This window comes from Mesorhizobium sp. WSM4308 (assembly GCF_002294905.1).
GTDB lineage: Bacteria > Pseudomonadota > Alphaproteobacteria > Rhizobiales > Rhizobiaceae > Mesorhizobium.
Genome location: NZ_NSFW01000002.1, coordinates 583,087 through 604,394 on the forward strand (window position 1 = coordinate 583,087; position 21,308 = coordinate 604,394).

At 64.1% G+C, this 21,308-nt stretch carries 21 protein-coding genes and 1 pseudogene; 8 read left to right on the plus strand and 14 right to left on the minus strand.

All coding sequences use genetic code 11. The features are described from left to right. Positions 1 to 82: 82 nt before the first annotated feature. From CK227_RS05615 to CK227_RS05645, 6 genes are all read right to left on the minus strand, one after another. A complete protein-coding gene (locus CK227_RS05615) occupies positions 83 to 1,573 on the minus strand; it encodes a hypothetical protein (RefSeq protein WP_095771902.1) in 1,491 nt (496 codons plus the stop codon). A 163-nt stretch (positions 1,574 to 1,736) separates the two neighbouring features. Continuing rightward, the gene (locus tag CK227_RS05625; protein WP_095771979.1) at positions 1,737 to 2,762 is read right to left on the minus strand and encodes a glycosyltransferase family 2 protein; all 1,026 of its coding nucleotides are present in this window, start codon (positions 2,760 to 2,762) and stop codon (positions 1,737 to 1,739) included. 111 nt (positions 2,763 to 2,873) lie between these two features. Further along, positions 2,874 to 4,304: a HAMP domain-containing sensor histidine kinase gene (locus CK227_RS05630; RefSeq protein ID WP_095771903.1), complete on the minus strand. Its 1,431-nt coding sequence runs from the start codon at positions 4,302 to 4,304 to the stop codon at positions 2,874 to 2,876. After that, the gene (locus CK227_RS05635) at positions 4,301 to 4,975 is read right to left on the minus strand and encodes a response regulator transcription factor (RefSeq protein WP_095771904.1); all 675 of its coding nucleotides are present in this window, start codon (positions 4,973 to 4,975) and stop codon (positions 4,301 to 4,303) included. The genes CK227_RS05630 and CK227_RS05635 overlap by 4 nt, the downstream gene beginning before the upstream one ends. A gap of 49 nt (positions 4,976 to 5,024) precedes the next feature. Further along, complete coding sequence (locus CK227_RS05640) at positions 5,025 to 5,411, minus strand: hypothetical protein (RefSeq protein ID WP_095771905.1); 387 nt, start codon at positions 5,409 to 5,411, stop codon at positions 5,025 to 5,027. 177 nt (positions 5,412 to 5,588) lie between these two features. Continuing rightward, positions 5,589 to 6,206 (minus strand): outer membrane protein, encoded by a 618-nt coding sequence (locus tag CK227_RS05645; RefSeq protein ID WP_095771906.1) that lies wholly within the window; start codon positions 6,204 to 6,206, stop codon positions 5,589 to 5,591. 437 nt (positions 6,207 to 6,643) lie between these two features. Between CK227_RS05645 and CK227_RS05650 the strand changes: the two genes are divergently transcribed. Beyond that, complete coding sequence (locus tag CK227_RS05650) at positions 6,644 to 6,907, plus strand: DUF6460 domain-containing protein (RefSeq protein ID WP_027047739.1); 264 nt, start codon at positions 6,644 to 6,646, stop codon at positions 6,905 to 6,907. Between the two features lie 3 nt (positions 6,908 to 6,910). On the opposite strand, the gene CK227_RS05655 is transcribed toward CK227_RS05650, so the two are convergent. Beyond that, positions 6,911 to 7,813 (minus strand): histone deacetylase, encoded by a 903-nt coding sequence (locus CK227_RS05655; protein WP_095771980.1) that lies wholly within the window; start codon positions 7,811 to 7,813, stop codon positions 6,911 to 6,913. A 133-nt stretch (positions 7,814 to 7,946) separates the two neighbouring features. Between CK227_RS05655 and CK227_RS05660 the strand changes: the two genes are divergently transcribed. Continuing rightward, positions 7,947 to 9,287 (plus strand): MATE family efflux transporter, encoded by a 1,341-nt coding sequence (locus CK227_RS05660; protein ID WP_095771981.1) that lies wholly within the window; start codon positions 7,947 to 7,949, stop codon positions 9,285 to 9,287. On the opposite strand, the gene CK227_RS05665 is transcribed toward CK227_RS05660, so the two are convergent. Together CK227_RS05665 and CK227_RS05670 are read right to left on the minus strand one after the other, a co-directional pair. Next, the gene (locus CK227_RS05665) at positions 9,280 to 10,359 is read right to left on the minus strand and encodes a quinone-dependent dihydroorotate dehydrogenase (protein ID WP_095771907.1); all 1,080 of its coding nucleotides are present in this window, start codon (positions 10,357 to 10,359) and stop codon (positions 9,280 to 9,282) included. The two genes, CK227_RS05660 and CK227_RS05665, sit on opposite strands and share 8 nt — an antisense overlap. Beyond that, a complete protein-coding gene (locus CK227_RS05670) occupies positions 10,356 to 10,706 on the minus strand; it encodes a DUF952 domain-containing protein (RefSeq protein WP_095771908.1) in 351 nt (116 codons plus the stop codon). The genes CK227_RS05665 and CK227_RS05670 overlap by 4 nt, the downstream gene beginning before the upstream one ends. Before the next feature lie 107 nt (positions 10,707 to 10,813). On the opposite strand from CK227_RS05670, the gene CK227_RS05675 reads away from it, so the two are divergent. Next, a complete protein-coding gene (locus tag CK227_RS05675; protein ID WP_027047742.1) occupies positions 10,814 to 11,248 on the plus strand; it encodes a hypothetical protein in 435 nt (144 codons plus the stop codon). A gap of 181 nt (positions 11,249 to 11,429) precedes the next feature. Then, entirely contained in the window at positions 11,430 to 12,089 is a 660-nt protein-coding gene (locus CK227_RS05680; protein WP_095771909.1) for a response regulator transcription factor, read from the plus strand. A gap of 17 nt (positions 12,090 to 12,106) precedes the next feature. Here CK227_RS05680 and CK227_RS05685 read toward each other — a convergent pair whose 3' ends face one another. Further along, the gene (locus CK227_RS05685) at positions 12,107 to 12,367 is read right to left on the minus strand and encodes a hypothetical protein (protein WP_179296371.1); all 261 of its coding nucleotides are present in this window, start codon (positions 12,365 to 12,367) and stop codon (positions 12,107 to 12,109) included. On the opposite strand from CK227_RS05685, the pseudogene CK227_RS05690 reads away from it, so the two are divergent. Further along, positions 12,249 to 12,500: pseudogene (locus CK227_RS05690) on the plus strand (LysR family transcriptional regulator); the annotation flags it as partial. The gene CK227_RS05685 and the pseudogene CK227_RS05690 overlap by 119 nt on opposite strands. Positions 12,501 to 12,536: 36 nt before the next feature. Here the strand turns inward: CK227_RS05690 and CK227_RS05695 are convergent. Together CK227_RS05695 and CK227_RS05700 are read right to left on the minus strand one after the other, a co-directional pair. Further along, a complete protein-coding gene (locus tag CK227_RS05695; protein ID WP_245318079.1) occupies positions 12,537 to 13,814 on the minus strand; it encodes an MFS transporter in 1,278 nt (425 codons plus the stop codon). A gap of 141 nt (positions 13,815 to 13,955) precedes the next feature. Continuing rightward, complete coding sequence (locus CK227_RS05700) at positions 13,956 to 14,609, minus strand: O-methyltransferase (RefSeq protein ID WP_095771982.1); 654 nt, start codon at positions 14,607 to 14,609, stop codon at positions 13,956 to 13,958. Positions 14,610 to 14,701: 92 nt separating this feature from the next. Here CK227_RS05700 and CK227_RS05705 point away from each other — a divergent pair, with 92 nt between their 5' ends. Continuing rightward, positions 14,702 to 15,337: a TetR family transcriptional regulator gene (locus tag CK227_RS05705; protein ID WP_095771912.1), complete on the plus strand. Its 636-nt coding sequence runs from the start codon at positions 14,702 to 14,704 to the stop codon at positions 15,335 to 15,337. Between the two features lie 33 nt (positions 15,338 to 15,370). Here the strand turns inward: CK227_RS05705 and CK227_RS05710 are convergent, their stop codons facing one another. Beyond that, the gene (locus tag CK227_RS05710) at positions 15,371 to 18,880 is read right to left on the minus strand and encodes a PAS domain-containing hybrid sensor histidine kinase/response regulator (protein WP_095771983.1); all 3,510 of its coding nucleotides are present in this window, start codon (positions 18,878 to 18,880) and stop codon (positions 15,371 to 15,373) included. Between the two features lie 249 nt (positions 18,881 to 19,129). On the opposite strand from CK227_RS05710, the gene mscL reads away from it, so the two are divergent. Both mscL and CK227_RS05720 read left to right on the plus strand, forming a co-directional pair. Continuing rightward, a complete protein-coding gene (mscL, locus tag CK227_RS05715) occupies positions 19,130 to 19,549 on the plus strand; it encodes a large conductance mechanosensitive channel protein MscL (protein ID WP_027047745.1) in 420 nt (139 codons plus the stop codon). 230 nt (positions 19,550 to 19,779) lie between these two features. Next, positions 19,780 to 20,946 (plus strand): pyridoxal phosphate-dependent aminotransferase, encoded by a 1,167-nt coding sequence (locus CK227_RS05720; RefSeq protein ID WP_095771913.1) that lies wholly within the window; start codon positions 19,780 to 19,782, stop codon positions 20,944 to 20,946. Positions 20,947 to 20,979: 33 nt separating this feature from the next. Here CK227_RS05720 and CK227_RS05725 read toward each other — a convergent pair. Next, a partial coding sequence (locus CK227_RS05725; RefSeq protein WP_143750484.1) for an aminotransferase class I/II-fold pyridoxal phosphate-dependent enzyme occupies positions 20,980 to 21,308 on the minus strand: 329 nt, incomplete at its 5' end.

Here is a 21,308-nt window from a genome sequence, read left to right on the forward strand (position 1 = left end):
TTGCTGCACTGCAACATCCATGTCAAGGCAGATGCCAGATCTTCGAACGCTGACGAAACCGGTTTCGAACGGAGGCTGTAGATCAGGCGGGAGGCAGGTAGATCACGGCGTCGTCGTCCGCATAGGCTCGCTTCCAGCCCAACTCCGCGAAGAATGGGATGCGGGTATCGTCGGCCGTAAGGAGTGCCCAGCCGATGGCGTATTTCTTCAACTGGGCCTCGAGCAGCGGTTTTCCGTCGCTGTGTCCCGTCGCGTCCTCGGCTTTCGTGAAGCCGCCGAGGAACAGCTGGTCCGTCCTGCCGTCGACGTAGGTCTTGATGCCGTGAAAGATCAGCGTGCCGCCGAAATTATAGGAATTCAGCACATTGCCGGAAAGCTGGTGATCGCGTGCGTATGCGAGGGCGCCGTTGGCCGCTGTCTTCGGGCTCGGCGCCACCTGGTAGGCACTGCCGAGGATGACGACCGCACCGATCAGCAGGACAGCGATTGCGCCGCAGATCGCGTAAAACTGGCTGGCGAAGAGTCTTTCCAGTCCGTCACGCTTTTCCGCCAGCCAGGTCGGGGTCGAGACCGAGGGGTATTGCCGGGCGACTTCGACCGCGATCACCAAGGGGATCAGCAGGAAGGGCAGATATACGAACCGCAGATGGGCGAGATAGACATGCAAGGCGAAGACTATGAACACTGCCTTGGCCCAACCGATCCGCAGCCTCGATACCAAAAGTCCAAAAAGCGCCAACAGCATCACCGCTTCCTGGAGGATCTGCTCCTGCGCGTTGAACGCCCGCCACTCCAGGATGAGTGGCACCGCCTCGTTGCCATAGGCCACCGTGAACGTCGCCAGGATGGCTTTCATCCCATAGGGATGCATCAGGCTGACCAGCGGGCAGAGCAGGCCGAAAGCAACCCATTTTGCCAGGAGGGCGGGTTTCGACAGGCCCGAGCGCGCCAGGAGATCGAGCCCGGCGAAGGCAGCGACGACGAAGCTCAGGGTGAACGTGGCATGAAGGTTGGCCCACAAGACCACAAGCACCAGCAGCCACGGGGGCGGGGCTCTCTCTTCCTGCGCGGCGCCAAACAGCATTGCCGTCCAGACGACGATGATCGGCAAGGTGAAGACGTGTGGACGGGCCGTATAGATCGGGGCGATCAGCAAAGCCGCGGCGAAGGCCAGCGCTATCGCCAGTGTCGGCTTCAGCCATGCGCTGAGGAACCATCCCATCAGGAAGACCGTCAGGCTGACCGTGGCGATGATCAGTGTGACGACGCCATTCCAGCCGCCGGCACGGTAGGCGAGGGCCAGAAAGACCTGCCCCAGCCATTCCTTGGCGATCCAGGGCTGACCGGCGAACGTATAGGAATAGGGGTCGACGACGGGAAACGTCCGGTTTTCCAGAAAGTCCAATCCGACCTTCACCTGCCACCAACTGTCGGGATCCTGAAGCATCGCGCTGGCCAAGGTGGCAAGCAGATAGGCCACCAGGCAGGCGCAGAGAAGGCAGAGTATCAGCCTGATGCGTTGCGCGTCCCCGAGCGACGGCCTCGCCGCCGCGATTGCTGTGGACTGGTTCATGTCGCGGCTCCAGGTGGCGGCGTCGCCGCCACGACTGGTGTATAGCCGAGCGTCGTGTAGAGAAGCCCGACGGCGCCAAAGCGCAGCATCCGCGAGACATCAAACGGAAGAGCCGACCGCATCCTGCCCATGCCGTTCCCGTTGCATCCGCTCGCCCTTCGCCTCAGCCACGCGCGGCTCTTTTCGCCATCTCCTGCAGGCGATGGACGGGCAGGTCGCTGTCCTTGGCCGGCTGGTCGCGCGAAACGATTTCGTTGACGAAATACAGCGGCCGCCGCTTCGTCTCCATGTACATGCGGCCTAGATACTCGCCGAAAATGCCGAGCACTAGAAGCTGGACGCTGCCCAGGATCAGCATGATCGCGGCAAGGCTCGTCCAGCCGGGCACCACGTTGCCCCTGGACCATTCGATCAGCGTGTAGCCGAGCACGACCAGGCCGAGCAGGCCGAACATTATCCCCAGCATCGAGGCAAACCGCAAAGGCACGATCGAAAAGCTGGTCATCGCGTCGACCGCCAGCAGGATCATCTTCTTCAGCGGATAGTGGGTGGTGCCGGCGAAGCGCCGGTGCCGCTCGTAAGGGAAGGCGACCTGCCTGAGCCCGATCCAACTCACCATGCCGCGAATGAACCTGTAGCGTTCGGGCATCGCATTCAGATGGTCGAGCGCCCGGCGGCTCATCAGCCGGAAGTCTCCGGAGTCCGGTGCGATCTCGACATCGACCATCCGGCCGAGCAGGCGGTAGAACATCGAGGCGGAGGCCAGCTTGAACCAGCCTTCGCCGTCGCGCTTGACCCTCTGGCCGTAGACGACGTCGAAGCCTTCATCCATCTTCGCCATCATCGCGCCGAGCAGTTCTGGCGGATCCTGGAGATCGGCGTCGAGAATGAGGATGCGCTCGCCGCGGCAGAATTCCAGCCCCGCGCTCAAGGCGATCTGGTGGCCGTAATTGCGGGCAAGGTCGATGGCGACCACATGGTCGTCCTTTTCGGCCAGTTCGAAAATGGCCTCGCGGGTGCCGTCGGTCGCCCCATCGATGACAAGCACGATCTCGTAGGAACGGCCTTGCTCGAGGCATACGGCGCTGACGCGTCGGTGAAGCTCGGCCACGCCGTCGCGCTCGTTGTAGCATGGCACGACGACCGACAGCGTGACCGCGCGGTGCGCGCCGATTTTTCCCGTTCCCACCAAAGCCTGGCTCCCGCTCTTGCCATGGCAATAGCGGCAATTGGTTAGAAAACAGATAAGCCAGGGATCGACATCGGATCATCGGCCGGCCGACGCGATGGGCTCGGCACGTCACGAACGCACCGGCAACTCCATGCGGATGCGGGCGCCGCGCCAGGAGCCCGTCAGGATGCGGATCGTCCCGTCATGCAGCAGCGCGATCTGCCGGGCGAGGTTCAGTCCCAGCCCCGCGCCGCGCGACTGCGGCTGCAAGCGGTAGAAGGGCTCGAAGACGTTCTCGTGCTCTTCCGCGGGAATGCCCGGCCCCTCGTCGCGCACCTCGATGCCACCGGCCGCGTCGATGGCGATCGTGATCGTGCCGCCGCCGCCGCCATGCTCGATTGCGTTGCGCACCAGGTTGGCGAGCGCCCGCTCGATCTGCAGGACATTGATCTCTACTCGGGCCTTGTTTGGCGACGGTTCGAAGGCAAGGTCATAGCCGGCCTCGATGGCGAGCGGTGCGAAGTCGGCCGCCACCCGGCTGACGAGATCGTCGAGATCGACGATCTGGCGCTGGTCCGACGGGCGGTCGAGCAACTGATGGTCGAGCAGTTGCTGGGCAAGATGCGACAGGCGTTCGATGTCACGCAGCAGTCGCGCGCTCTGCGGTTCCTGCTTCAAAAGTTCGGCGCGTGTGCGCAGGATGGCGATCGGCGTGCGCAGTTCATGCGCCGCGTCGGTGAGGAAACGGTTGTGGCGGTCGTAACCCTGGGCGAGGCGGGCAAGCGCCTCGTTGAAGGCATGCACGAGCGGCGCGATTTCCTGCGGCACCTGCTTGACCGGCAGTTGCATGGCGCGGGTGCCGATGTCGATGCGCGCCGCCTGGCGGACCGTTTCGACAAGGCCGGCGAAGGAACGGCGCACCACGGCTGGCGTCGTCACTAGCGTCGTCGTGCCCATGACGAGAATGATGGGCAAAAGCAGGATCGCGATGACGAGCGCGAGCGCCGGCAGGGCGCGCTCCCAGTTCCTGCTGCCGTCCGGATTGCGGGCGACTTCGACGGTGGCCGAAATGTTGATTTCGAGGCCGTCGGTTTGCTGGCGCGACGACTGCGTCGCGGCGATGATCTGCACCATGCCGGCCTTGGTCGAAGCGTTTTCGATATAGGCTTCCGGCCGCATGTCCTTGTCGGAGAACCCGATCGTGGCGTGATCGGCCGCGTCAAGCAACTCGTCGAAGCCTTTGGTGTAGATGTCGGGTATGTTGCCGGCACGGACGCTCTCGCCGCTGCCATCGCGAACGAGGTACCAGACATTGGGGAAGCTCTCGCGAAACGCGGTGAGTTCCTCCGTTTCACGCACGATCAGCCTGCCGTCCTTGTCCCGGTCGACGGCATCCTTGACGGCCGCGACGGCGGCCTCGTTGTCGATTAAAAGGCGCGGATTGGCGATCCAAAGGGCTGCCGCGCAAAGCACGATGAAGATGAGCAGCGTCGCCGCCTGCAGCAGGATCAGCCGCCGGACCAGGATCCATTGCAGCGAGCCGGTGCGGACCTTTTTCACGAGACCGCCCGCAGGAGATAGCCGAGATTGCGGATCGCCCGGATCTCGATGCCGGCGGCGACTTCATCGAGCTTGCGGCGCAGCCGCGAAATATGCGCATCGAGCGCATTGGAGCCGATCTCGTCGTCGAGGGCATAGACAGCCTCTTCCAGCGCGCTGCGCATGATGGTCCGGCCCGGCCGGCGGATCAGCGTTTCCAGCACCAGCCTCTCGCGCCGCGGCAGATCGAGCGCCTGGTCCTCGATCAGCGCCTCGCGATGGCGGAAATCATAGGTGAGGCGGCCGACCATTGTCTGGTTGGCGCGCGATGTGAACGAGCGCCGGTGCAAGGCATGAAGCCGCGCGACGAGTTCCACCGTGGCGAAGGGCTTGACCATGTAATCGTCGGCCCCGGCATCGAGCCCGGCGACCCGGTCGTCCAGCCCGCTCATCGCCGTCAATGCGATGACAGGTACTTCCAGATGCAAGGCACGCAAGCGCGGTATGAGGCTGAGACCGTCGCCATCCGGTAGCCGGCGGTCCAGCACCACCGCGTCGTGATAGCCCAGGCGGGCCATCGCCTCGGCATCGGCCAATGTCGCGGCATGGTCGACGATGATGTCCACACGCTCGAGAGCGACCTTGAGCACGGAGGCCATTTCCGGTTCGTCCTCGATCAACAGGACGCGCATGAATATTCTCCTTTATCCGCGGCCGGTCGGGGTCTGCGGCCGCGGCAGTTCATTCGCATTCCAGCTTTGGCTGGCGGAAATTGGTGATGAACCAGCGGCCGCCGGAAGTGCGGGCATAGAATGTGTAGAAGCATTCCTGACGCTCGATATAGCCGGGCGTCTCGGTCTCTTCATAGACGGTTCCGTGTTTTGTCTCGCGAACCTCGCCGCTCGATGTCCCGGAAACCGCTGACGTCGACACCTTGCGCCACTGGTAGGCGCGCTCGCCCTGGCCAAGATCGACGATCGCCGTCGGCGGACCATAATCGAGGACGACCGATTCGACCGGCTGCCCGACATAATTTTTCATGATGTCGGAGGCACAGCCTGCGAGCGCGATTGCGATGAAGACGATCTTCGGGGCCTGGGTCAGGAGGCTGGCGCCATGCGTGGACATATCGGAACAGATTCCCATGGTGAAAATTCACGCGCGGACCTAGATCGCGAAGATTGCATCGACATTGCAGCGACGCGTGGGAAGGGCGCCATTGCCGAAAAAGCCGCTGTGCGGTGGATATCGAGACACCGGATTGCGCGACGCCCAGCGGCATCGTGCAATCCGGTTCGCTCGGTTCTAGAACCGGTAATTGATGCCGGCCTTCAGTTCATGGCTGCCGATCGTCGTCTTCGACGTGCCAAGAGCCGATGTCGTCTCGACGCCGCGGGTGCGGACGTAGTCGTACTCGACCTTGGCGGACAGCCCGCCGGCGAAGCCCTGCTCGATGCCGGCGCCCAGGAGGTAGCCGACCTTCCATCCATCGGCGCTGCTGACGTTGTCGCCCTTGTCGAATTTGGTCAGGGCAACGCCGCCGGTGCCAAACAGCAGCGTCTGGTCGAAGCTCAATCCTGCCTTGGCCTTGGCGGCGCCGCGCCATTTCTCCTTGATCTTGCCGCCCTGGACGTCGTGTTCGGCGCCGCCCAGATAGGAGCCTTCGATCTCGGCGCCGAGAACGGTGGGACCCATCTGCTGGTTGTAGCCGGCCTGGACGCCGCCGCTGAAGCCATTGCGGCCTGCAAACGGGTTTGGCATCCCGGTGAACGCCGTGCCGCCATGCACGCCGACATAGGCGCCGCTCCACTGGAAGGCGGGCGGGTCGTTGTAGGTGGGTGAAAGGTCGGCGGCCATCGCCGGCCCGAGAAGGCAAAAGGCGAGGCTGGCCGCCGTCAGGACGATCTTTACTTGAGAGGACACAGCATTACTCCAACACAAACGCGCATCCAGCAATCGACACGCAGGTTAACTCCCGGGGAGCTTGGCCGCTGGGGCGGTCAGGGCTCCGGTTTGGTGTCTTTCAGGGATGGCTGCACGGTCCTGAGACTGGCGTTCGCCAGCTGTGGCAGGGGGTCGGAGCGCCGCGCAACCAGTCACCTGAAAGACGCCGACTGTCTCGCAGGTGAAAATTGCACGCACATTGCGCAAAATTCGAAAATGACGATTTTGTGCTTTATTTTCAACAAATTAAAATGATCTTGTTTACCTATATTTAAGAATTGCGGGCCGTCCGAAGCTCGGAGTCTCGATCCCCTGTTCCAGCCCGGGCACCAACCGCGCTGGCTTGATGGATAGCCGCCAAGCACGTATCTCTGGGCCGTGCCCGTGAGCCTGGGCATCTCAATCGGGAGACGACCTTGTCCGCACTGACGCGCTTTCTCGGCGACTCGCCGCTCAGGGTGATCCTGAAGCTGCTGGTGGTGTCGTTCCTCGTCGGCCTTGTCATGAATGCCTTCGGCTGGTCGCCGATGGATGTCTTCTACGGCATCCAGAAGTTCTTCATCGATCTCTGGAACCTGGGCTTCCACGCCATTGACCGCTTCCTCGGCTACATCCTGCTTGGGGCCGCGATCGTCGTGCCGGCCTTCATCTTGCTCAGGATCGCCAACTATCGGAAGTGACTTTCAGGTATAGGCCGAGGCGACCTCGAACAGGATGGCGTGCCGTGCGGCAAGGGCCGGAACATCAGTGGAATAGCCGCCACCGATGACGCCGCAGATCGGAATGCCGAGCGCACGAAAATGGCCGATGACCATCTCGTCGCGGGCGTGCAGGCCGTCATTGGAAAGCGCCAGCCTGCCAAGCCGGTCCTCGGCATGGACGTCGACGCCGGCATTGTAGAAAACGATGTCCCAGCGCGCCCGGGCCGATAGCTCCGGCAGGATAGTGGCCAGCCTCCGGAGGTAGGCGGCATCGCCCGTGCCGTCGGCAAGCGCGATGTCGAGATCGGAGGCGATCTTGCGCACGGGATAGTTGCGCTCGCCATGCATGGAGAAGGTGAACACACCTGGCTCGTCGCTCAGAATACCCGCCGTACCGTCGCCCTGATGCACATCGAGATCGACGACCAGGATGTTTTGTGCGGCACCCTCGTCGAGCAGCACCAGCGAGGCGACGGCAACGTCGTTGAAGGTGCAGAAGCCGGCGCCTTGCGCGCGCCGCGCATGATGGCTGCCGCCCGCGGTGTTGCAGGCGATGCCATGGCGCAAGGCGAGCCGCGCCGCCAGTATCGTTCCGCCAGTCGCAAGCTGCGCGCGCAGCGAAACACGGGGGCCGACCGGAAAGCCGATCTCGCGTTCGATTTTTTCCGGCACTGAACAGTTGATGACCTGGTCGACATAGTCGGCCGCATGGGCAAGCCTCAGCCATGATGCCGGTGCGGGATCCGCGGCGTTGAGCGCGTCAGGCCTGGCCAGGCCGCGTGCGCGCAAAGCCTCCATCAGCAGCGGATACTTGCTCATCGGGAAGCGATGGTTGGTGGCAAAGCCGGCGTCGTAGTCGGGGTGGTGGACGATCTGCAGGGGCATGAACGGAATCCGGCGGCTTCGCGCCAGACCGGGATTTCGGTTGGCCATCGCGGGAAGAATGATTGCGCGGTGGCCGGAAAATGGGGCACATCGGCTCTTTGATCAAGCCGCAAATCAGCAAGGCAGCAATCCCTTGGACAACGGCGCAACTCCAGTCGACGCCAGAGCTTTTGTCGTTACCAACCGTTCCGTGCTCGCCATAGCGGTGCCGATGACGCTCGCCTATCTGACCACGCCGATGCTCGGCCTGGTCGACACGGCTGTTGTCGGCCAGTTCGGTAACGCTGCTTTGCTCGGCGGCCTTGCGGCGGGCGCACTTGTTTTCGACGTCGTCTTCACCAGCTTCAATTTTCTGCGTTCGGGCACCACCGGCCTCGTCGCCCAGGCTTTCGGGCGTGGCGACGCGCTCGAGGAACAGGCGGTGTTCTGGCGCGCCGTGCTGATCGCGGTCGTTGCCGGTGTCGTGCTGGCGGCGCTTTCGCCGTTGATCGCCATCGGCGGCCAGTGGTTCATGGGCGCCGAACCGCGCGTCAGCGAGGCGATGGGCGTCTACATCAGGATCAGGCTGCTTGCCGCACCGTTCTCGCTGATCAACTACGCCATTCTCGGCTATGTGCTGGGGCGTGGCGAGGGCGGGCTCGGCCTTGTGCTGCAACTGGTGCTCAACGGCATCAACATCACGCTCTGCTTCCTGCTTGGCCTGAAGCTTGGTTGGGGCGTTGCCGGCGTTGCCTGGGCGACTGTCACGGGCGAATTCCTGGCCATGCTGCTGGGTCTCGCCGTCGTGGTCCGTCGCTTCCGCGCGACCCCGCCCTTGCCGCGCCATCGGCTGCTCGACATGGCCGCCTTCCTGCGCATGCTGTCGCTCAACCGCGATATCATGATCCGCTCGTTCTCGCTGCTTGCCGCCTTCGCGCTGTTCACCCGCCAGGGCGCGCAGTTCGGCACGGTGACGCTGGCAGCCAATGCGGTGTTGATGAACTTCTTCCTCGTCGCCGGCTATTTCCTCGACGGATTTGCCACCGCCGCCGAGCAGCTCGCGGGCCGTGCCGTCGGCGCGCGCGCCGAGCAACCCTTCCGGCAGGCGGTGCGGCTGACCCTGTTCTGGGGTTTAGGGCTGGCCGGTGCCGCGACCCTGGTGCTGCTGTCGGCCGGCGCCAACCTGGTCGCCATCGTCACGACATCGCAGGAGGTCCGTTCGGTGGCCGACATCTATTTGCCCTGGGCGGCATTCACCGCGCTGAGCGGCGTGCTGGCGTTCCAGATGGATGGCGTCTTCATCGGCGCGACCTGGTCGCGCGACATGCGCAACATGATGTTGCTGTCGTTTCTGGTCTTTGCCGTCGCGCTGCTGACGCTGGCGCCCGCCTTCGGCAATCACGGCCTGTGGGCGGCGCTGCACGTTTTCCTGCTGGCGCGCGGCTTCAGCCTGCTGACCATTTTGCGGTTGCGGGTGCAGACGGCGTTCAGCTGAGCGGCTTGGACGCCCACCGATCGAGGTGGCTGTCGCGCAATTCGCCAATGGACTTCAGCCGCTCCGTCTCGCAAAAGCGTGCCATGCCGGCGACGATACGGCCCGGCAGCGCGGGTCCGGCATAGATCATGCCGGTGTAGAGCTGCACCAGGTCGGCCCCGGCGCGGATCTTCTCCAGCGCGGTCTCGGCGGAATCCACGCCGCCGACCCCGACAATGGCGATGCCCGGCCCGAGCAGCTTGCGCATCTTCGCCAGCACGACAGTCGAGCGTTCGAACAGCGGTTTTCCCGAAAGCCCGCCGGTCTCGCCTGCGACGCCGCCGCTGCGCAGCGGCGGCCGCGAAATTGTGGTGTTGGAGACGATGATTCCGTCGATCCGTTTTTCCGCGACCTCGGCGGCGATGTCTTCCAACTCGGCCTCGACCAGATCCGGCGCGATCTTGAGGAAAATGGGCGGCTGGGCCGCCGCCGACGCGCGCGCGGCCATGACACGCGACAAAAGTTCGCCGAGTTGCTCGCGCGCCTGCATGTTGCGCAGGCCGGGCGTGTTGGGCGAGGAGATGTTGACCGTGAGGTAGCTGGCATAGGGGGCAAAGCGGGTGACGCCGCGCTCATAGTCGCCGATGCGATCGGCGCTGTCCTTGTTGGCACCGATATTGACGCCGACAATGCCGGAACGTCCCTTGCGCGCGGCAAGGCGTTTTTCGGCCGCGGCATGACCTTCATTGTTGAAGCCCAGCCGGTTGATCACCGCTTCATCCGCCGTCAGCCGGAAGATGCGCGGTTTCGGATTGCCGGCCTGCGGCAGCGGCGTGAGCGTGCCGACCTCGGCAAAGCCGAAGCCAAGGCCAAGCAGCGCGTCGGGCACCTCGGCATTCTTGTCGTAGCCGGCCGCCATGCCGAGCGGGTTGGGGAAATCGAGGCCGCAGAGGCTGGCCTTCAGCCTGATATCGCGCACCGTCCGCGCGCCGGCAGGCAGGCCGCAGCGCAGCGCCGCGATCGACAGGCCATGCGCAGTTTCCGGATCGAAGGTGAACAGCAGCTTCTGGCCGAGTCGGTCGAGCACGCTCATTGCCCCTCCAGCGGCGGGAACCGATGCGCGCCATCGGCACCGAGCGGCAGCGGCCGCACCCATTTGACGGCATCCAGCACCAGCACGCCGTAAAGATGCGGAAACAGCGCGCCGCCGCGCGAAACCTCGTATTTCAGCGCGTCGCCCAGGCTGGCGTCGTCGACGGCGACCAGCAGAAGGTCTGTCTGGCCGGAAAAATGCTTTGCCGCGGTTTCCCGGACCTGCGCCGCCGTGGAGAAATGGATGAAGCCGTCGGCGACGTCGATCGGCGCGCCGGTGAAGCGGCCCCTGGCTTCGGCCTCGCGCCAAAGCGCTTGCGGGGTTATCTTGTAGATAAACTGAGACATGGTTGCGCTATAGTCCGAACCCGTCGTGCGGGAAAGACCACGCCAGGGGTCTTCCCCATTTCCGGCGCAAACATGCGATATTTCAGGCCTTGGCCATGGAGGACAACATGCGTCTGCAACACATCTTGATCCCCGCCGCGCTGGTTTCACTGGTCGCGGTATCAGCTTATTCGGAAGAAACCGATCGCTACCGGCTGGAAAAATCCGCCAACGGCTATGTCCGCATGGATACGCAGACCGGTGCGATGTCGATCTGCGAGGAACGCTCCGGTCAGCTCGTCTGCAAGGTGGCGGCCGACGAACGCGCCGCGTTCCAGGACGAAATCGACCGCCTGCAGACCTCGATGAAGGCAATGGACGAGCGCGTCACCAAGCTGGAGAATTCGCTCTCCGCCCGCCTCGAATCGAAACTGCCGAGCGAGGAGGATTTCAACAAGACGATGAGCTACATGGAGCGCTTCCTCAGGGGCTTCATGGGCATCGTCAAGGATATGGACAAGGACAACGGCGGCGGCGCCCAGCTCAACTCGCAGAAGACCTGAGCTCCTGTGGCGCCGCGGGTCCTTTTGGACGCGCAAAGGACGCCTTAGGACTTTGATCTTGCGAAGCAGGGAAAACGCGGCGTGCTGGTTTTGCCGCTTGAAAACAGCGCGCTGCCCCTCATAATCGTTCGACTGGTCCCAAAAAGCTTAAAAATCATCGACGGGATTCGGGGAGGAACATTTGCCGTCAGGCTATTCTTTCGTCATCGCCGACGATCACCCGCTGTTTCGCGGTGCGCTCCGCGAAGCGCTTGCCGGCATCGGCAATGTCGCCGCCATTCACGAGGCCGGCGATTTCGAAAGCGCCAAGGCATTGGTCGTGGCCAATGAGGATGTCGATCTGGTGCTGCTCGATTTGTCGATGCCGGGCGCCAGCGGTCTCTCCGGCCTGATCTCGCTGCGCGGCATTCACCCTGCGGTGCCACTGATCGTGGTCTCGGCGCATGACGATCCGGCGACCATCAGGCGCGCGCTCGATCTCGGCGCATCCGGCTTCATCTCCAAATCGGCCAGCATGGAGGAAATCCGCAACGCCGTGCAATCGGTGCTGGCTGGCGACATCGCGGCGCCCGTTGGCGTCGATCTCGGTGTCGAGCGCGATCCCGAAATATCGGACCTGATCAAGCGGCTGCAGGCGCTGACGCCGCAACAGACGCGCGTGCTCGGCATGCTGGCCGAAGGCTTGCTCAACAAGCAGATCGCCTATGAGCTCGGTGTTTCCGAGGCGACCATCAAGGCGCATGTCTCGGCCATCCTGCAGAAGCTCGGCGTGGACAGCCGCACCCAGGCGGTGATCCTTCTGTCCAAGATCGGCACCGACCCTTTGCAGACCAACAGCTGAGCGTCTGCGTCGCCCGTTCAATCGGGACACTGGACCTCTGTCCGCACCGGTCGGGCGTTGAAACTCACGAAGCTGATGGCGGCCATGATCCAGACGCCGATGCCGCCATAGAGCATCACCCAGCCAAAGCCGTTGCGCAGTGCATTATGGACAACGGAATCGGCCGGTCTCGCCGCATCGGTGTTCTCTTGCCGCCTCGCCCCGCCCGGCACCATCGAGGTCAGCCGCAAATTCGGCCTTCCACCGCTGCCGGCGTCGGAGATCGTGCTGTTGTCCACGCTCTCAGACCCGCAATCGCGCGATGCATCGCGCACCCTTGCCATGGCGTTTCGCGAGCACCGTCCGTCGCCGGCGGCCAGCGGCGCGAAGCCCCGGTTCCGCAATTCGCACACGCTGGACAGCCCCGTCTGAGGCTATCGACCCGCGTCTGTGCGATGGCGCCGAATCTCAGCGACAGTTTTCGACGGCTGAACCCAGTTGCGGCGTGGCATCCTCCTCGGTCGGCCGCGAAGGATTGCGCGCCCGGCCGATGGCGGCGCCGAGGCCAAGCGATGCGATCGCCACCAGCGGAATGCCGGCGATCCAGGGCAGGCGCGGTGCCAGCGCGTAAAGCGCCGTGCCGATCGACGGCCCCAACGAGTCCTTGAGGTCGACCGCCACCGACGAAGCCGCCATGTAGGAGGCGCGCCGTGCGGGCGGCGCCAGCGCATTGACGGCGGTCGGCACCAGCGGTCCGACCAGCATCTGCGCGATCGAGCACAGGCTGACCGCTCCGATCAGCGTCAGCATCGCCGGCGAGGCGGCGAGCAGCGCAAAGGCGAGGATCGTCGCAAGGCCGGCGCCGACCGTCAGCCAGAGCGCGGATCGTGCCTCGACCAGGCGGCTGACCAGCATCTGCAGGCCGACCGTCAGGGCGGCGGCGTAGGCGAACAGCGCGCCGACGCCGGATGGCGTCAGCGTCCCGGCATTCTGCGCGTAAAGTGGGACCACCGCCTCGATCCAGTTGCCGGCGACCTCGAACAGCACGACCCAGAGCAGCAGCTTCGTCAGCCGGCCGTCGCGGAACGCCGGCAGCAGCGCGGACAGGCCTTCCTCTTCGTTGTCTTCGCCGCCGTGGCGATCGTCGCCGGCGGCGAGGCCGATGCCGATCGTCTCGTTCAGGGCGAAGAGCATCACGATGCCGCCCAGCACAAGCATCGTGCCGCCGGCGAGGAAAACGCTGCGTAGCGATAGCAGCGCCAGCAGGGCGCCGCAGGCGGGGCCGAGAATCTGCCCGGCGCTTGAACTCACGCGCGCCAGGCTGAACCAGCGCGGATGCGCGGATGGCGGGGTCACATCGGCGATCGTGGTCAAAATCGTTGGATGAAGCACCGATTCGCACATGCCGGTCAGAAGCAGCACGATCGCGGTAACGGCGATACCATGCACGAAGAACAAAGCCAGGAAGCCGGCGCCGACGCCAAGCGACGAGGCAATCAGCACCGGCCGCCGGCCGACCCGGTCGGCGATGCCGCCGATCAGCGGCGCCGCCAGCAGTTCGCCCCCGGCATAGCAGCCAAACAGCAGGCCGATCGCGCCGACGGGAATGCCCGCCTCGCTGCTTGCCCAGAGCGGAAAGAAAGGCACGAGCGCGCCATCGGCGAAACCCGCGCAGAAGAACAGCAGAAGCCCCATCAGGGCTGGGTGCGGGGCTGCGCGCCAGGAGGAAAGAAGCGTGTTGATCATGACGTCACCTGCGCATGGAGGCCGACTGTCGTCGACGGCCCGGGGTTTGCGCGTTGGTTGACGTAAACGCCTACGGTCGCCCTGGAGCGACAAGGAGGTTTGAGCCGCGTGGTAGTATCCAATACGGCGATGGGGCCGGCTTCAGCCGAGCCGCACGGACAATTCGACGTCCTCGCCGAACGGCGTGGACATGTAGCCCGACGCCGGCGAGCGCACCCGCTCGAGATATTCGGGCGAGAAATCGGCATTGTCGGCGATGACCAGCGCGCCTGGCCGCAAGCGGCTCTCGACCAGGCTGAGGATCTCCGGATAGATCGCCTTGGCGCCGTCGAGCAGCAAAAGGTCGATCGTTTCGGGCAGGTCGGTGCTCAGCGTTTCAAGCGCGTCGCCCTCGCGGATCTCCACCAGGTCGATGAGGCCGCCCTCGGTCAGATTGGCCTTGGCCCGCATCACCTTGGACGGCTCGAATTCAGTGGTGATCAGGCGGCCGCCGCCATTGTCCCTGAGCGCTGCCGCAAGATAGAGCGTCGAGATGCCGAACGAGGTGCCGAACTCGATGATGATGCGCGCGCCGCTGCTGCGCGCCAGCATGTAGAGCAGCGTGCCGGTCTCCGGCGAGATCGCCAGCCAGAGGTCCTTCAGCCGACCGTAGAAATCGACATATTCGGTCTTGCTGTTGATCAGGCGCGCCCGCTCTTCGTGCGAGAGTCCCGCCACCGGACTGGTTGCGGCATTGGCTTCTTCGAACAGGCGGGCGAGCAGCGGGGCCAGCGGGGCATTGGTCAGCATCGTCATGAACGTCTCCGGTCGAAATGGCTGCGTGCTTGTGTTGCGCCGAAAATACGAATAATCCTTCAGGTTTCCAATTCGCATTACCGGGCCGAGACATGACCGAACGCCCAAGTCATTCGATTTCCTCACGAAAACAGCCCAAACAGGCTCGCGCGACGGACCTTGTCGCGGCTCTTTTGCAGGCTGCTGTTCAGGTTTTGGAGAAGGAAGGCGCGCAGCGTTTCACCACCACGCGCGTGGCCGAAAGGGCCGGAGTCAGCGTCGGCTCGCTCTATCAATATTTCCCCAACAAGGCGGCACTTCTGTTCCGGCTGCAGAGCGACGAATGGCAGCAAACGACCGACCTGCTGTGCCGTATTCTCCAGGAGGTCGAGAAGCCGCCCCTCGAGCGGCTGCGCATCCTGGTGCATGCCTTTGTCCGCTCCGAATGTGAAGAAGCGGCAGTGCGTGGCGCGCTCAACGACGCGGCGCCGCTTTATCGGGATGCGCCAGAGGCTCAAGAGGCGCGGGCTTCGGCGGAGCGCACGGTCGAGATATTCATGCAGGAGACACTGCCCGAGGCCTCCGATGCCACCCGAGCCATGGCCGGCGAGCTGGTCACGACGATGCTTAGTGCGGCGGGACGGGATTTTTCGGCAAGTTCGCGAATGCCGGCGGAGATCGAGACCTATTCCGATGCGATAGCCGATATGTTCTGCGCCTACCTCAGGAGCCTGGGGCACAGGGCCTGAAAGCGCCAGCTGTGGCCGGCCGGCCCGTTGGCGTCACTCTGCCGCCGATGCCAGCGGCCTCACCCTGGCCATCATCGAACGCAGCACCGCCGGTTTCAGCGGCTTGTTGATCACCGCAATATCGAGCCCAGCTGCCGCCGCCCGCACCTCGTTGGACCGGTCGGCGGTGACCAGCACGGCGGTCAGGTCGTTGCCATGGGTCGCACGCAGCCGGGCGATGATATCGAGGCCGGTTTCGCCGTCGAGATGGTAATCGGCAAGCACGATATCCGGGCGGTGTAGCGCGGCGTTCTCCAGATCCCGTGAGCCGGACACAGTATCAACCTTGCATCCCCAGCCTTCGAGCAGCAGCCGCATGCCCTCCAGGATGCGGGCGTCATTGTCGATACACAGCACATGCAGCCCGGCGAGCGAAGCCGCGGCACGGGCGGGAGCCTTGGTTTCGACCTCGCGTCGCGGCTCCTGCACCGCTGCGACCGGCAGGATGACCGAAAAGCGCGTGCCCTTGCCTGGATTGGAGAAGATGCGGATTTCCAGCCGAAGCACCCGGGCGATGCGGTCCACGATGGAGAGGCCAAGGCCGAGCCCTTCGGCTTCGCGCGCGCCTTCATCGAGCCGGGTGAACTCATGGAAGACCGTGTTCAGCTTCTCGCCGGCAATGCCGATGCCGGTGTCGATCACCTGGATCTCCGCCAGTTCGCCGCGCCGCCGCACGCCGACCAGGATGCGACCCCTGCGGGTATACTTGATGGCGTTGGAGACAAGATTCTGGATCAGGCGGCGCAACAAATTGCGATCGGTCACCACCGTCAGCGAAGACGGCATGATCGTCAGGCCGAGTTTTTTCTCGGCGGCCATCGGCCGAAAATCATTGCCGATCTGGCGCAGCAGGCCGTCGAGATTGAAGGCGGTATCGTCCGGCTTCATCGCCCCGGCATCGAGGCGCGAGATGTCGAGCACGGCGCCGAGAATCGTCTCGACCGATTCCAGCGAGGATTCGATATTGACCGCCGCCTTGCCGGCTGGGCCTTTGCCGGCCTTCTCGATCAGCGAGGAACAATAGAGCCGGGCGGCGTTCAGCGGCTGCAGGATGTCGTGGCCGGCGGCGGCGAGGAAGCGCGTCTTGCCGAGATTGGCCTCCTCGGCCAGCATCTGCGCCTGCGCCAGTTCCTCGTTGACCCGGGTCAACTCCTCGTTGACCCGGGTCAGTTCGATGGTGCGGGTCTTGACGCGCTGTTCCAGCGACTCATTGGCGCGCTTCAGCGCCAGATCCTGTTCGACGCGCCCGGAAATGTCGGCATAGGTGGCGACGATGCCGCCATCCGGCATCGGGTTGGAGCGCAGTTCCAGGATGCGGCCGCTGGTCTTCAGTTCCATCTGCCAGGGGCTGACGAAGCTGGTCAGCCGGTTGAGCATCGCCACGCGCTGGTCGGCGGGGATGTCGCCGCGCTCGGCGAGATGGCGTAGAATCTGGTCGAGCGAGACGCCGACCTGGCCCATCTCGTCGGGCAGGTCGAACAGCGCCCGGTACTGGCGGTTCCAGCAGATCAGCCGGAAATCGCGGTCGAAGACGGTGATGCCCTGCTCCATCTGGTCGAGCGCGATCTGCAGGAGGTCGCGGTTGTGCTGCAGCGCCTCGGTGGCGTCGTCGAGAAGGCGGAAGGCATCCCGGGATTCGCGGTCATGGCGCCGGAACAGCAGCGATAGGATCAGCCGCGCCGAGGAGGAGCCGACGGCGCTGGCCAAAAGCTGCTCGGAGAAGCGGATGACCTCCATGCTCGCCTGCTCCTTGCCGTGCAGCGAGGTGCCGTTGGTCTTCTCGAACGACTGGAAGGAACGCTCGGTGCGCTCGACGCCGAGGTAGCGCGCGATCGTGTCCTTGAGGTCGTTGACGGTGATGGCGGTGCGGAAGCGGCGCAGGCTCGGCATCGGACTGGCGTCGCGTGGCACGAAGATCGACGCCTGGATGCGCTCCAGCGGCACCGACGCGCGCGACAGCGAGCCAAGGGCGAAGAACAGCGTGTTGATCGACAGGCTCCACAACACGCCATGGTTCAGCGGTTCGGCGACCGTTCCGAACAGCGCCTGCGGCCGCAATGCCTCGAAACCGAACAGCCCTTGCAAGATGATGTCGGCATCGGGTGCGACAAGCGAGGGCAAAAGCAGTGTGTAGCCCCATATGAGGATGCCGGCGATCATGCCGAGTGCGGCGCCCCTGCCATTGGCGCCGCGCCAGATCAGCCCGCCGATCAGCGCCGGCGCGAACTGCGCGATGGCCGCGAAGGACATCAGCCCGATGGATGACAGCCGCGCGCTGTTGGTGCTCTCGCGATAGTAGAGGAAGGCGATGAACAACAGGATGAAGATCGCTCCGCGCCGCACATTGAGGATGAGCGTCGACCAGTCCTCGTTCTCGGAGGTCGAGGTCTTGAGCAGGCGGCGCACGAACAGCGGAATGACGAGGTCGTTGGAGATCATGATCGAGAGCGCCACGCTTTCGACGATGACCATGGCCGTTGCCGCCGACAGCCCGCCGATGAAGGCCGCCATGGCGAGCACGTCGTGGCCGCTGAACAGGGGCAGCGACAGCACGTAGAGATCGCTGCTGGTGCCCGTGCCGACCAGCGACAGGCCGGCAAAGGCGATCGGCAGCACGAACAGGTTGATCGCCACGAGGTAGAGCGGAAACACCCAGGTCGCGGTGCGCAGTTCGGCTTCGCCGCGGTTCTCGACGATGGTGACGTAGAACTGCCGCGGCAGCATGACGATGGCAAAGCCGCTCAGACAAGTCAGCACCAGCCAGGTGGCGAGCGAGGTGTTGTAGCCCATCGCCTGGCGCACTTGTGCATTCTGCGCCAGCTTGGCGAACATGTCGCCCGGGCCGCCGAAGATCAGGAAGGTGACCATCAGACCGATTGCCAGGAAGGCGGCGAGCTTGACCACGGTTTCGACCGCCACCGCCAGCACCAGCCCGTCCTGATGTTCGGTGGCGTCGGCATGGCGGGTGCCGAACAAGACGGCAAACAAGGCCAGCAGCATGGCGACGACCAGCGAGATGTCGCTGACGAACGGATCGAAAGAGGGCGGCGATCCCGTATAGTGCTCGACCATCAGGCTGACCGAGCCGGAAATCGCCTTCAGCTGCAGCGCGATATAGGGCACCGCCCCGATGGTGGCGATCAGCGTGGCGATCGCCGCGACGGTGAAGCTCTTGCCGTAGCGCGCGCCGAGGAAGTCGGCGATCGAGGTGATCTTCTCGGTCTTGGCCAGCCGCACGATGCGGTTGAGCAGCGGAAAACCGAACACGAACACCAGCACCGGGCCGGTATAGATGCCGAGGAATTCGAGGCCGCGTTCGGAGGAGAGCCCGACCGAGCCGAAGAAGGTCCACGAGGTACAATAGATCGCCAGGCTGAGCGCATAGATGAAGGGTCGCGCACGACCGGGCCCGGAGATGGCCGAGCGGCGGTCGCCCAGGCTGGCGATGGCGAACAGCAACGTCACATAGGCGATCGCGATGATGACGATGAACAAGCCTTGCACGCCCGGAATTTCCTCCTTTGCAGTCTTTCTGTCCGGCTTGTCCGAACGCAATCACAGCTTGGGTCCCAAGTCCATCACGGCTTTGGGTGCATGAAGCGCGTGATTTCTGGAGGCTAACGGCAGGGAAGGAGAAAGCGATCGCTTTCTCCTTTTTGCCCATGTTGCAACCGGAGGTTTTTGTTATGTTGTCGCCGGGTCGATGCGGCAAGGACGGAACGGCAGCGCGGCCCGCCATGCAAGGAGGGTCGAATGCTGAAAGAATTCCAGGAATTCATTTCCAAGGGTAACGTGATGGACTTGGCCGTCGGCGTCATCATCGGCGCTGCCTTCGGCAAGATCGTCACTTCGCTGGTCGATGATGTCATCATGCCTTTCATTGGCGCGCTCGGAGGGGTCGATTTCAACAACTACTTCATTGGCCTGTCGCACAATGTAACTGCGACCAACCTTGAAGATGCGCGCAAGCAAGGCGCGGTCTTTGCCTATGGCAGCTTCATCACCGTGGCGCTGAACTTCCTGATCATTGCCTTTGTCATCTTCCTGATGGTCAAGGGGGTGAACAATCTGCGCCGGCGGCTCGAGCGCGAGAAGCCTGCTGCCCCGGCCGCGCCGCCCCCCGCCGATGTCGCGCTGCTCACCGAAATCCGCGATCTGCTCGCCAAGCGATAATTCAGCCAGCCATTGCTGGACCAAAACCCCGGTCGTTCGCGGCTGGGGTTTTCTGTTTTCGTATCTGGTAAAGAGCGGCAAGCCTAGAGCAATTCCAGGAAAAGTGTGAAACGGTTTTCCCGGGAAACCGCGTAGCGCTTTCCCTGGGGAATTGCGTTAAAACAAAGAGTTAGAGCGGGTTGCCGTTTCCGTGAAACGGTGAACTGCTCTAAGGGAAAACGGATTTGTCCATGAGCCTGATCGATAGCTTTCGCGCCGAAGCCCGCGCCGCACCGGAAAGCGGCATTGTCGCCGTCGTCAATTACGGCCGCCTGCGCGAGGGCCTGATCCCGTTATGGGCCGGCGAGGGCGACCTGCCGACACCTGCCTTCATCACCGATGCCGCGTCGAAGGCGCTGGCCGGCGGCGAGACGTTCTACACCTGGCAGAGGGGCATCCCCGACCTCAGGCAGGCGCTGGCACGCTACTACGCCAGGCATTTCGGCAAGACGTTCCCGGAGGAGCAATTCATCGTCGCTGGATCCGGCATGCATGCCATCCAGATGTCCCTTACCGCTCTCGCCGGCGCCGGCGACGAGGTGATCTATCTGTCGCCGGCCTGGCCGAATTTCGACGCTGCCGCCGCCCTGTCGGGAGCCGTTCCGGTGCCGGTCACGCTCGATCATTCCGGCAATGGCTGGTCCTGCGACGTCGAGAAGATCGCCGCGGCGATCACGCCGCGCACCAAGGCGCTGTTCATCAACACGCCGTCGAACCCGACCGGCTGGACCGCCGATCACGAGACCTTGCAGGCCATCCTCGACCTGGCGCGCGCCAAGAACGTCTGGATCATCGCCGACGAGATCTATTCGCTGTTCCACTACGGCCATGGCCGTGCGCCGTCCTTCCTCGACATAGCGACGGAGGAAGACCGCATCCTGTTCGTCAACTCCTTTTCCAAGAACTGGGCGATGACCGGCTGGCGCGTCGGCTGGATCAAGACGCATCCGAGCCTGCAGCAGGTGTTCGAGAACCTGATCCAGTATTCGAATTCCGGTGTTGCCCAGTTCATGCAGCGCGGCGCGGTGGCCGCGCTTGACGAGGGCGATGGCTTCGTCGCCGAACAGGTGGAGCGGGCGAGAAAGGCGCGCGACCTGGTCTGCGGCATTCTCGGCGCCACCGGCCGTGCGCGGTTTACCGTGCCGCAGGGCGCCTTCTATCTGTTCTTCACCGTCGACGGCATCACCGATTCCCGCACCGCCGCCTTCGACATCGTCGACAAGGCCAATGTCGGCCTTGCGCCCGGCACCGCCTTCGGCCCCGGCGGCGAAGCCTTCCTCAGGCTGTGCTTCCACCGCCGCCTCGACCAGATCGAGGAAGCAGCGCACCGGCTGGCGAAATGGATGAAGACTATTTAGCCAGCCCGCGTCGGCTGGCAGTCGAGTCCCGTTTCAACCGCCGGACTTGGGCACCAGGAGCGGAACGATCCGATCGCTCTTCGCAACAATGGGCCGTCCTGCCGAGCCGTAGGGAATGCCGAGCGCGTCCCAGGTCTCGACCAGCGCGTCCTGCAGCTCGGCGATCAGCGCATCGGAATGGAACGGTGTCGGCGTGATGCGCAGACGTTCGGTGCCGCGCGGCACGGTCGGGTAGTTGATCGGCTGGATGTAGATGCCGTGCACGCCGAGCAGGCGGTCGCTGGCCATCTTGCAGAGTTCGGGATCGCCGACCAGCACCGGCACGATATGGGTTGGCGAGTCCATCACCGGCAGGCCGGCGG